Here is a 10,403-nt window from a genome sequence, read left to right as displayed (position 1 = left end):
GCGGACGGTGAGCCGGGCGGCCGAGACGACCGCGAACAGCAGGCCGCCCGCCAGGAAGAACGGCTCGTAGCCGAAGGTCGCGAACCGGGCCATCGCGTCCAGCCCGGCCCCCGACCGGCCGCCGGTGGCCAGCGCGATCCAGTCCGGCACCGACGGCGCGGCGTGCAGCACCAGCAGCGCGGTGGTGCCCCACAGCGCGAAGCCCAGCAGCCGGGCCGGCACCCGGGCACCCCACCGCCGCACCGGCGCCAGCGCCACCGCCGCGGCCACCGCGCACAGCGGGATCGCGATCACGTCGATCACCAGCAGCGGCGTGCTGCTCCACACCGACAGCCCGTCCGGCAGCCCCAGCCGCCCGTCCGCCAGCCAGTACACGTGCACCAGCGCGAAGGCCACCGCCCACCCCGACGCCGCGTACCCGGCGCCCCGCGCCACCCGGTTCCACCCCGTGTCCCGTGTCGTCTCCATGCCGTCCACGGTCCCGCGCCGCCCCACCCCGCCGGATCGTCCCGCGGGCGGTACCCCCTCCCCCTCCAGGGGGAAACGGTCGCCCACCCGGAAGTGCCAGCAATATGCAGCTGGTGCAGCTAAAATGCAGGCATGACAGCCATCACCATCCGCGAAGTCCCGGACCCGATCCTGGACACCCTCAAGCTGAAGGCCGCGCAGGCCGGAAAGAGCCTCCAGGCCTACCTGCTCGACCTCGTCACCCGCGAGGCGGCCACCCCGTCGCTCGCCGAGATGATGACCAGGCTCGACCGGGAGGCCCGGACCGAGATCAGCACCGCCGACATCCTCTCGGCGATCGACGAGGGCCGGGAGCGCCGGTGACCTCCACCGTCGTCGTGGACTGCTCGGCCCTGGTCCGGGCACTCGCCGACCACGGCCCGGCCGGCCGCGCCGTCCGCGCCCGGCTCCGCGACCTGGATGTGCTCGCCGCCCCGGGCCTGCTCGACTACGAGCTCGTCTCGGCCCTGTTCGGCATGGTCCGGGGCGGGAAGCTCACGGCGAAGGAGGCGGAGAAGGCGATCGCCGACTACCAGGCGCTCGCCGTCACCAAGCACGAGACGCTGGTCCTCTGGCAGCGGGTCCGGGAGCTCCACCACGACATCAGCGCCTACGACGCCCAGTACGTGGCACTCGCCGAGACCCTCGTCGTCCCCCTGGTCACCAGCGACGCCCGCATCCGACGCAGCGGCGCGGCCAGGTGCGCGATCGAGGTCTTCGCCTAGTCGGCCGGCGGGGCGGGAGAACGGCGAAGCCCCCGTAGCGAATTCGCTACGGGGGCTTCCGGGTTGTGGCCAGGGCCGGGGTCGAACCGGCGACCTTCCGCTTTTCAGGCGGACGCTCGTACCAACTGAGCTACCTGGCCGTACTGCACCGTCTCTTGCGAGACGAGCGATCCCGACGGGACTTGAACCCGCGACCTCCACCTTGACAGGGTGGCGAGCTAACCAACTGCTCCACGGGACCTAGAAGTGGCGAACCACTCAGGGTCTTGCGGTCTTGCGCACTGCACTTTACTACGGTACTGCGTGCCCCCAACGGGATTCGAACCCGTGCTACCGCCTTGAAAGGGCGGCGTCCTGGGCCACTAGACGATGAGGGCTTGTGGCCTGTCCCGCTGTTCCCAGCGTTCGGGGACGTCGAGAAGCATATGGGATGCGGGGCGGATCGCCAAAACGGGTTTCGGCCGGGTGGGGGGCGGGGCCCGTGGGCGGGGGTCAGGACCAGCCCAGCTCGTCCAGTTCGTGGTCGTCGAAGCCGAAGTGGTGGGCGACCTCGTGGATGACGGTGGTGCGGACCTCCTCGACCACCTGCTCGTGGGTCTCGCAGTGGCGCAGGGTGGGGCCGCGGTAGATCAGGATGCGGTCGGGCAGGACGCCCGCGTACCACTCGCCGCGCTCGGTGAGCGGGGTCCCCTCGTAGAGGCCGAGCAGCTCGGGGTCGCTCGGGTCGGGCTCGTCCTCGACGAAGATCGCGACGTTGTCCATCATGGCCGCGAGCTGCGGGGGGATCTGGTCGAGGGCGTCGCCGACCAGCGATTCGAACTCTTCCCGGGTCATCTCCACCGGATCATTGTCCGGTGCCGGATGACGGTGTGCCAGGTGGCGGGGGCCGGTGTTTGATGGGGCTGTGACGACTTCGGAGGGCGCCGTGGACGACGCCGCGGACGGCGCCGCGCCCGGGGGCACCGCGGCGGACGGCCCGGCCCGGGTGCTGCCGTCGGGCGCGGCGCCGGCCCCCGGCGGACGGCTCGGCCGGGCCCGGCCGCCGGTGCTGCGCGGGCAGGGGCGGGCGGTGGCGGTGGTCGCGCTGGGCGGGGCGATCGGGGCGGTCGCCCGGTACGCGGCCGGGCTCGGCTGGCGGACCGGGCCGTCGGCCTTCCCGTGGACGACGCTGCTGGTCAACGTGGTCGGCTGCGCGGTGATCGGGGTGTTCCTGGTGGTGATCACCGAGGGGCGCCAGGCGCATCCGCTGGTGCGGCCGTTCTTCGGCACCGGGGTGCTGGGCGGGTTCACCACCTTCTCGACGTACGCGGTGGACGTCCGCCGCCTGCTGGAGGGCGGCCGGCCGGGGCCCGCCGTGGCGTACCTCGGGCTGACGCTGGCGGGCGCGCTGTTCGCGGTGTGGGCGGCGGCCGGACTGACCCGGCGTCTGGTCCACCGGGCCGTCCGCCGCGGGGCCGAACGGGGCGCGACGGCGCCCGGCGGGGGCGCGCGGTGAGCCGGCTGAGCGGGCCGGCGCTCCGGCTGACCGTGCTGGTCGGGGAGAACGACCGGTGGCGGCACCGCCCGCTGTACAGCGAGATCGTGCACCGGGCCCGGGCGGCCGGGCTGGCCGGGACGAGCGTGTTCCGGGGGATCGAGGGGTTCGGGGCCTCGTCGCTGGTGCACACCACGCGGCTGCTGTCGCTGAGCGAGGACCTGCCGGTGGCGGTGGTGATCGTGGACGAGGAGGAGCGGGTGCGGGCGTTCCTGCCTCAGCTGGACGGGATGGTGGCGGACGGGCTGGTGCTGCTGGACCGCTGCGAGGTCGTGACCTACGCGGGCCGGGGGCCGGCGGCGGAGCCGGGCCGGGACGCGGGCCGGGATCCGGGCCGGGGGGAGACGGCGGAGTGAACTGGCTGCTGGTGGTGGCGGGCGCGGTGGTCGGCGCGCCGCTGCGGTACCTGACCGACCGGGCGGTGCAGTCCCGGCACGACTCGGTGTTCCCGTGGGGGACGTTCACGGTGAACGTGGTCGGCTGCCTGGTCCTCGGGCTGGTGACCGGCGCGGTGGCGGCGGGCGCGGCCTCCTCGCAGGTCCAGCTGCTGCTGGGGACGGGGCTCTGCGGGGCGCTGACCACCTACTCGACCTTCTCGTACGAGACCCTGCGGCTGGCCGAGACCGGGGCCGGACGGTACGCGCTGGCCAACGCGGCCGGCAGCGTGGCGGCCGGGCTGGCCGCGGTCTACGCGGGCGCGGAGCTGGCCTCGGCCCTCTGGGGCTGAGCGGGGCGCCGGAAGCCCTCGGGAGGGGCCGGTGCGCCCTCCCGACCCGGGCGAGCTTGGGCGCTGCCCGTGTCCCGCCGGGCCGGGCGCGCGTTGGGCACCAAAAGCGGCCGCGCGCGAGTGGGCGGCCCGGGTGGGGCGGTAGAGAGGGACCTCAGTGGCTTCGGTACGGGCGGCACGGACGGTGCGGGCGGTACGGGCGGTGCGGGTGCGGCTGGCCGCGGCGCGTACGGCTCCGGGGCGGGCGGCGGCGCTCCCGCGCTCGCGCGCGGTACGGGCGGCGGCGCTGCTGACGGTGACCGGGCTCGGGCTGACCGGGTGCATGTCCGTCGGCCCGGCGGCGGAGGAGAAGCACGGCGTGGCGCCGGTCGGGCAGGCCGGTCCGGCGGCCCGGCCGGGGGCGACGGGCGGGCCCTCGGCCTCGCCGGGGGCCGGGCACCCGGGCGGGGCCTCGGGCCATCCGGAGCGGCCGGGGGGCCTCCAGGGCGAGGGCGGGGCGAACGGGGCCACCGTGACGGCGCCCGGGGAGGCGGCCCAGGGGGCGAACGGCGCGGTGGCCGGGGTGGTCCCGGTGCCGGGGTCGGGCGCTCCCGACGGCGGTCCGGGCGGCGGTTCGGCGGGCGGTGCGAACACAAGTCCCGTGCCGCACCCGGGCGGTGGCCCGGGCGGGTCGGGCGGTACGGCGGGCTCCGGCGGCACCGGCGGGGCGGGCGGCACCGGGGAGGGCCGCTCCGGCGGCGGCTCGGCCGGGACGCCCTCGTCCACCCCGAGCAGCCACCCGTCCGGCACTCCGGCGCCCGAGCACAGCTCGCCCGCCGCGACCGTCCCGCCGGCCCCGGACCCGTCCTCCGGCAGCTCCGGTTCCTCGGCCCCGAGCCCGCGGGTGGTCGCGCATTAGGTGATTGAGCAGGGGGTTTGCCTCTGATCCCCAGGTTCGTCTATGGTGGTAGATCGTTCGTTTGATCCATTTGACTGGCGCCCTATTCCCATCTGGCGCCCTTGGCGCGTTCCGGCGATCCGTGGCTGACCGCATAGAGGCGGTTGTGAAACAGAACCCCGGACTTTGGCGCGTGCCACTTCCGGAAGGTTTTGCATGTCTCTCGTTGACGACGCCCGCTTCGCCATGCCCGCGAACGAGGCCGCCGCCGATGTCACCGACACCAACGACATCAACGACATCACCGACACCGCCGCGGACGAGGTGATCGCCGAGGCCGTGGAGACCGTGGAGGCCACCGAGGAGGCGGCCGCCGAGCCCACCATCACCTTCGGCGACCTGGGTCTGCACGACGACGTCGTGCGTGCCCTCGCCAAGCGCGGTGTCACCACCCCGTTCCCGATCCAGGCCGCGACCATCCCGGACGCCCTGGCCGGCAAGGACGTGCTGGGCCGTGGCCGCACCGGCTCCGGCAAGACCCTCAGCTTCGGCCTGCCGCTGCTGACCCGCCTGGCCGACGGCGAGCGCACCAAGCCCAAGCACCCGCGCGGCCTGATCCTCGTCCCGACCCGTGAGCTGGCCATGCAGGTCGCCGACGCCCTGGAGCCGTTCGGCTCGGTGCTCGGCCTCAAGCTCAAGGTCGTCTGCGGCGGCACCTCGATGTCGAACCAGATCTACGCGCTGGAGCGCGGCGTCGACATCCTCGTCGCCACCCCCGGCCGTCTGCGCGACCTGCTGAACCGCGGCAGCGCCAAGCTCGCCGACGTCCGGACCGTCGTGCTCGACGAGGCCGACCAGATGGCCGACATGGGCTTCCTGCCCGAGGTCACCGAGATCCTCGACCAGGTGCCGGCCGGCGGCCAGCGCCTGCTGTTCTCCGCCACCCTGGAGAACGAGATCGACACCCTGGTCAAGCGCTACCTGAAGAACCCGGTCACCCACGAGGTCGACCCGTCGGCCGGCGCGGTCACCACCATGACCCACCACATCCTCGTGGTGAAGCCCAAGGACAAGGCGCCGATCACCAACGCGATCGCCGCCCGCAAGGGCCGCACGATCATCTTCGTCCGCACCCAGATGGGCGCCGACCGCGTCGCCGAGCAGCTGATCGAGGCCGGCGTGAAGGCCGACGCGCTGCACGGCGGTATGACCCAGGGCGCCCGTACCCGCGTCCTCGGCGACTTCAAGGACGGCTACGTCAACGTCGTCGTCGCCACCGACGTCGCCGCCCGCGGCATCCACGTCGACGGCATCGACCTGGTCCTGAACGTGGACCCGGCCGGCGACCACAAGGACTACCTGCACCGCTCGGGCCGCACCGCGCGCGCCGGCCGCTCCGGCGCCGTCGTCACCCTGGTGCTGCCGCACCAGCGCCGCGGCGTCTTCCGCCTGATGGAGGACGCGGGCGTCGACGCCTCGCGCCACATCCTGGACCATGCCTTCGACGCCGAGGTCGCCAAGATCACCGGCGCCCGTTCGCTGACCGAGGTCCAGGCCGAGAGCGCGGCCGGCATCGCCGGTGCCGCCGAGCGCGAGCTCGCCGACATGACCCGCCAGCTGGAGCGCGCGCAGCGCCGCGCCACCGAGCTGCGCGAGGAGGCCGACCGCCTGGCCGCCCGTGCGGCGCGCGAGCGGGCCGAGCTGGGCATCGAGGACGAGGAGCCGGCCGCCGAGGCCGAGTCCGGTGAGTCGGCCGAGGCCGCTCCGGCCGCCGAGGCCCCCGCCGCGGCGCAGGCCGAGGACCGTGCCCCGTCGTACCGCGAGGCGCGCGGCGAGCGTCCGGCCTACGGCCGTGACCGTGACCGTGACGACCGCGGTGGCCGTTCGGGTGGCTTCGGCGGTGGCCGTGACCGTGACGACCGTGGCGGCCGTTCGGGTGGCTTCGGCGGTGGCCGTGACCGCGATGACCGTGGTGGCCGTTCGGGTGGCTTCGGTGGCGGCGACCGCGAGCGCGGTGGCTTCAACCGTGACCGTGGCGGCTTCGGCGGTGGCCGTGACCGTGACGACCGTGGTGGCCGTTCGGGTGGCTTCGGTGGCGGCGACCGCGAGCGCGGTGGCTTCAACCGTGACCGTGGCGGCTTCGGTGGCGGTCGTGACCGTGACGACCGTGGTGGCCGTTCGGGTGGCTTCGGTGGCGGCGACCGCGAGCGCGGTGGCTTCAACCGTGACCGTGACGACCGCGGCGGCCGTTCGGGTGGCTTCGGCGGCGGCGACCGTCCGGCCCGCTCCTTCGGCGACCGTCCGTCCTTCGGCCGGGACCGTGACGAGCGCGGCGGCAGCAGCCGTCCGTTCTCGCGCCGCGACGACCACCGCTCCGGTGGCCGTCCGCAGTCCGACCGCGGTGGCTTCAACCGTGACCGTGGCGGCTTCGGCGGTGGCCGTGACCGTGACGACCGCGGTGGCCGTTCGGGTGGCTTCGGTGGCGGCGACGACCGCAAGCCGCGCTGGAAGAACTGACGCCGCACCGGCGGTGACCGACCGCCGGCCGGGCTGAACGTGCGGCCGGGCCGACCACACGGCCGGGCCGACCGCGTGAAACGCACGAAGGGCCCGCTCCTCCCCGGAGCGGGCCCTTCGCGTTTCCCCCACGCGGACACCCCGCCATCCCCCCGGGGTGTTGTTCTGGAAGTGAGAATAACCTGTGGCGCACGGGCGCGGTAGTCCCGTAGCGTCGCGGCCATGAGCAGCAGACTGCACGACGTGGCACGGGTGAACGAGGAGATCGCCGAGCGCGGGAGCTACCGGACGGCCGGGGGTGAACTCGTGCGGGTGGGGGAGGAGTTGGCGGCGGCGAAGGCCGGCACGGTGTCGTACGCGCCGGAGCGGCTGGACGCGCTGCTGGCGGAGGGCGGCCGCGGGCCGGGGCCGGCGGCCGGGCGGATCGAGGTGACGGCCGAGGGGAGCGTCCAGGCCGCCCGCCGGCTGGTCGACGCCGGGGCGGGGCCGGTCGGGGTGCTGAACTTCGCCTCCGCGCGCAACCCCGGCGGCGGCTACCTGCGCGGCGCCCGCGCCCAGGAGGAGGACCTGTGCCGCAGCGCGCTGCTGTACAGCTGCCTGCTGGAGGCACCGGACTACTACGAGGCGCACCGGGCCTCCACCGACCTCCGGTACAGCCACCGGGTGATCGTCTCGCCGGCGGTGCCGGTGATCCGGGACGGGCGCGGCGAGCTGCTGGCGCGGCCGTACCCGGTCTCCTTCCTGACCTCGCCCGCGCCCAACGCCGGTCAGCTGGAACGGCGTTCACCCGGTACGGACGTCCGCGGCGTGCTTGCCGAGCGGGCCGTGCGGGTGCTCGCCGCGGCCGCCCGGCACGAGCTGCGCACGCTGGTGCTCGGCGCCTGGGGCTGCGGGGTGTTCGGCAACGACCCGGCGCAGGTCGCCGAGGCCTTCGAGGGGGCGCTGGCCCGGTACGGGGCGGCCTTCGACCGGGTGGTGTTCGCGGTCTGGGACCGCGCGCCGGTCTCGGCGAACCGGGCCGCCTTCGAGGCCCGGTTCGGTGCGGAGCGCGCGGTCCGGTGAGGGCCGGCTAGCGCTTGCGGGCGGAGAGCGCCGTCGCGGCCGTGGAGGCCGCCGCGACCACGCCGGTCACCGCGAACACGGACGGCCAGGCGCCGATCTTCTTCGCCAGCGGGTGCGAGCCGCCGAAGGCCGCCACGTACAGGCCGGTCAGCGCCGCCGCGGTGCCCGTGCCCGAGCTCCGGCGCCACTGCGCGGCCGCCCCGGCGCCGGCGACCGCCAGCACCGCGCCGCCCAGTTCGCGCCGGCCGCTCCAGCGGGCGACGCCGTAACCGCCGACCAGACCGCTCGCCGCGGTCAGCGCGGCGGGCGCGGCGGCCGCGATCACGTTCGGGACCTTCGCCATCGTCGACTCCACTCGTAGGGGGGCTGTGTCGGCTTCCGACCCTAACCCGGTGAACGGGCGGGGCCGTCGGGGCCTCCCGGAACGCCTGGACCCGGAGCGCCCGGTCTACCGGAACGCCTCGGCGGGCGTCTGCCCCGGCACCGTGGCGGCCAGCCGGCGGGCGGCCTCCACCGGGTCGAGCACCCGCTCCAGCCGCAGGTCGCCCGGAACCTCCTGGATGAACCGCCCGGCCGACCAGCTGCGCTCGTACGGCAGCGGCTCCAGCACCAGGGTGCGCACGCCGTCCACCACCGGGATATCGCCCGGCGTCCCCTCGTTCCAGATCCAGGAGCCGTCCGGCGCGACCAGGTTGAAGGCGCCGGTGGCGATCACCCGGCGGCCGTCCAGGAACGCCGTCCGGGCCAGCGCCACCACCTCCCGCTCCTGCGGGGTGCCGGGCAGGTGGCCGCCGCCGATCAGCACGTCCGCGAGCAGGGTGTGCAGCTGGAAGGTGTCGCTCAGGCCGCTCATCCGCAGCAGGTAGCCGGTGCCGGTGGGGCGGTCGAGCACCAGCAGCGGCTCGTCGTCCAGCATCAGCGCCAGGTGGACCAGGCCCTTGAAGTCGTGCTGCTCGCCCTGGTAGCGGTCGAACAGCTCCAGGAGCACCTCGGTCACGCCCGAGGCGCGGGCCTCGGCCCGGACCTCCGCGTGCGCGTACACCGCCCAGGCCGCCTGCTGCCACAGGTGCAGCGTCCACCAGGCGACCACGGCCAGGTGCGCGTGCCACTCGTCCAGGTGCGCCGGGTCGGCGATCCGCTCGTGCGCCTCGGCCGGATCGTCCTCCTCCGCGCTGGGCAGCGGGCCGCCGCCGGTGGAGACCCAGCGCCGGACCAGCAGCTGCGCGCCGGTCAGCGCCCCGCGCAGGCCGGCCAGCACCGGGCCGGAGCAGGCCACCGGGTCGGCGCCGTGCTCCACGCAGGCGCCCACCACCATGGCCAGGTGCGCGCGGGGGAAGGGCGGGGCGTCCGGCAGCAGCGCGGCCAGCCGGGGGCCGGCCGCCACCCGCTCCGCCGGGTCGGCCGCGCCGAACAGCCCGCCGACCAGGCCGAGGGCGGGCCCGAACCGCTCGTCGTCCCCGGCCGCGACCACGGCCTCCAGGGCGGCCACGGCTTCGGAGAAGGTGGGCTGTTGACGGTGCGACGGTATCTGCTCGGTGGACATTCGCCGCAGCATAGGGGGCGGGGCCGGTCCGGCGGAAACTCCTCCGCGCCCCCGGCTCAGAGCCCTCGGCCGGCGGCCCGCACGGTGGCCCGCACGGTGGCCCGTACGGCGGTGCGGGACGGCCTGTCGGTGCCCGGTGGCAGACTGCGGTCGTGACAGACTCCGCGATCACCGACGGCAGCTACCTCGTCCGCAACGTCGGCAGCGGCCTGCTGCTGCGGGTCGCCGACGGCTCCCGGCGCAGCGGCGCCCGGATCGTCCTCGGCGCGGACGACGGCAGCGACGCCCGGCTCTGGCGGCTCACCGCCGTCCACCCGGGCGGCGCGCTGTTCCACATCGAGAACGTCGGCAGCGGGAAGCGCCTGGACGTCGCCGGCGCCTCGACGGAGGACGGCGTCCGGATCCAGCAGTGGTCGGCCAACGCCTTCGGCGCCCAGGAGTGGCTGCTGGAGGCCCACGTCGACGCCCCGGGCACCTACACGGTGACCAGCTTCATCAGCGGCAAGCCCCTGACGGCGGGCGACACCCCGGAGGCCGACGTCCACCAGCGGGAGGACGCCGACACCCCGGCGCAGTGGTGGCGCTTCGAGCGCCGGGAGGGCTGACGGCCGGTCAGTCCGAGAGCTTGGCGCGGACGGCGTCGAGTTCGGCGTCCGTCGTGCCGTGGTGGCGCAGGTAGTCGGGGACGGTGCCGTGGTGGTCGTGGATCCAGGCCAGCGAGGAGGCGAGGTGCCCGGCGTCGACCGGGCGGGAGATCCGCTCGGTGCCGGTCTCGTCGACGTACGGGGTGGGGCCCTTGTCGAGGCCGAGGCCGACGTTGGAGCGCAGGAAGTCGGTGGTGATCTCGGCCTCGGAGGCGCCCAGCAGGGACTGGAGGACGGCGATGGTCAGGCCGGTGCGGTCCTTGCCGA

The 10,403-nt window shown here is 75.1% G+C and carries 13 protein-coding genes, 3 tRNA genes and 1 pseudogene; 9 read left to right on the top strand and 8 right to left on the bottom strand.

Going from position 1 to position 10,403, the window contains the following annotated elements; all coding sequences use genetic code 11:
- The coding region (locus tag ACFRQN_RS11800; RefSeq protein ID WP_380739986.1) for a DUF3995 domain-containing protein at positions 1 to 468 on the bottom strand (468 nt) is incomplete at its 3' end.
- A 132-nt stretch (positions 469 to 600) separates the two neighbouring features.
- Here ACFRQN_RS11800 and ACFRQN_RS11795 point away from each other — a divergent pair.
- A complete protein-coding gene (locus ACFRQN_RS11795; protein ID WP_117488944.1) occupies positions 601 to 831 on the top strand; it encodes an antitoxin in 231 nt (76 codons plus the stop codon).
- Complete coding sequence (locus ACFRQN_RS11790) at positions 828 to 1,232, top strand: type II toxin-antitoxin system VapC family toxin (RefSeq protein WP_380739983.1); 405 nt, start codon at positions 828 to 830, stop codon at positions 1,230 to 1,232. Before ACFRQN_RS11795 ends, ACFRQN_RS11790 begins: the two co-directional genes overlap by 4 nt.
- 66 nt (positions 1,233 to 1,298) lie before the next feature.
- On the opposite strand, the gene ACFRQN_RS11785 is transcribed toward ACFRQN_RS11790, so the two are convergent.
- The 4 genes from ACFRQN_RS11785 to ACFRQN_RS11770 form a co-directional block, all read right to left on the bottom strand.
- Positions 1,299 to 1,372 (bottom strand) — tRNA-Phe (locus ACFRQN_RS11785).
- Between the two features lie 27 nt (positions 1,373 to 1,399).
- A tRNA-Asp gene (locus ACFRQN_RS11780) sits at positions 1,400 to 1,473 on the bottom strand.
- Positions 1,474 to 1,536: 63 nt separating this feature from the next.
- A tRNA-Glu gene (locus ACFRQN_RS11775) sits at positions 1,537 to 1,609 on the bottom strand.
- A 115-nt stretch (positions 1,610 to 1,724) separates the two neighbouring features.
- Positions 1,725 to 2,066, bottom strand: coding sequence for a metallopeptidase family protein (locus tag ACFRQN_RS11770; protein WP_074002059.1), 342 nt, complete (start codon positions 2,064 to 2,066; stop codon positions 1,725 to 1,727).
- Between the two features lie 154 nt (positions 2,067 to 2,220).
- Between ACFRQN_RS11770 and crcB (ACFRQN_RS11765) the strand changes: the two genes are divergently transcribed.
- The 6 genes from crcB (ACFRQN_RS11765) to ACFRQN_RS11740 all read left to right on the top strand — a co-directional run bounded on the left by crcB (ACFRQN_RS11765) (position 2,221) and on the right by ACFRQN_RS11740 (position 7,949).
- Complete coding sequence (gene crcB / locus ACFRQN_RS11765; RefSeq protein WP_198959337.1) at positions 2,221 to 2,727, top strand: fluoride efflux transporter CrcB; 507 nt, start codon at positions 2,221 to 2,223, stop codon at positions 2,725 to 2,727.
- On the top strand, positions 2,724 to 3,122 hold the full coding sequence (locus ACFRQN_RS11760) for a DUF190 domain-containing protein (RefSeq protein WP_380739981.1): 399 nt from the start codon (positions 2,724 to 2,726) through the stop codon (positions 3,120 to 3,122). Before crcB (ACFRQN_RS11765) ends, ACFRQN_RS11760 begins: the two co-directional genes overlap by 4 nt.
- Positions 3,119 to 3,493: a fluoride efflux transporter CrcB gene (crcB, locus tag ACFRQN_RS11755; protein ID WP_074002061.1), complete on the top strand. Its 375-nt coding sequence runs from the start codon at positions 3,119 to 3,121 to the stop codon at positions 3,491 to 3,493. The genes ACFRQN_RS11760 and crcB (ACFRQN_RS11755) overlap by 4 nt, the downstream gene beginning before the upstream one ends.
- Before the next feature lie 157 nt (positions 3,494 to 3,650).
- Positions 3,651 to 4,391 carry a hypothetical protein gene (locus ACFRQN_RS11750; protein WP_143204525.1) on the top strand — a complete coding sequence of 247 codons (741 nt, stop codon included), beginning with the start codon at positions 3,651 to 3,653 and terminating at the stop codon, positions 4,389 to 4,391.
- A gap of 195 nt (positions 4,392 to 4,586) precedes the next feature.
- Positions 4,587 to 6,887 carry a DEAD/DEAH box helicase gene (locus ACFRQN_RS11745; RefSeq protein WP_117488948.1) on the top strand — a complete coding sequence of 767 codons (2,301 nt, stop codon included), beginning with the start codon at positions 4,587 to 4,589 and terminating at the stop codon, positions 6,885 to 6,887.
- A gap of 222 nt (positions 6,888 to 7,109) precedes the next feature.
- Entirely contained in the window at positions 7,110 to 7,949 is an 840-nt protein-coding gene (locus ACFRQN_RS11740) for a TIGR02452 family protein (protein ID WP_049660839.1), read from the top strand.
- Between the two features lie 7 nt (positions 7,950 to 7,956).
- Here ACFRQN_RS11740 and ACFRQN_RS11735 read toward each other — a convergent pair whose 3' ends face one another.
- Entirely contained in the window at positions 7,957 to 8,292 is a 336-nt protein-coding gene (locus ACFRQN_RS11735) for a hypothetical protein (protein ID WP_074002063.1), read from the bottom strand.
- 105 nt (positions 8,293 to 8,397) lie between these two features.
- Positions 8,398 to 9,492, bottom strand: coding sequence for a hypothetical protein (locus ACFRQN_RS11730; protein WP_074002184.1), 1,095 nt, complete (start codon positions 9,490 to 9,492; stop codon positions 8,398 to 8,400).
- 146 nt (positions 9,493 to 9,638) lie between these two features.
- Here ACFRQN_RS11730 and ACFRQN_RS11725 point away from each other — a divergent pair.
- Positions 9,639 to 10,097: pseudogene (locus ACFRQN_RS11725) on the top strand (RICIN domain-containing protein); the annotation flags it as partial.
- 7 nt (positions 10,098 to 10,104) lie between these two features.
- Here ACFRQN_RS11725 and ACFRQN_RS11720 read toward each other — a convergent pair.
- A partial coding sequence (locus ACFRQN_RS11720) for a tyrosine-protein phosphatase (protein ID WP_380739979.1) occupies positions 10,105 to 10,403 on the bottom strand: 299 nt, incomplete at its 5' end.

Origin of the sequence: Kitasatospora sp. NPDC056800 (assembly GCF_042789775.1) — a bacterium.
Lineage (GTDB): Bacteria > Actinomycetota > Actinomycetes > Streptomycetales > Streptomycetaceae > Kitasatospora.
The sequence above is the reverse complement of the archived record's forward strand: the minus strand, read 5'-3'. Positions and strand labels throughout refer to the sequence as shown.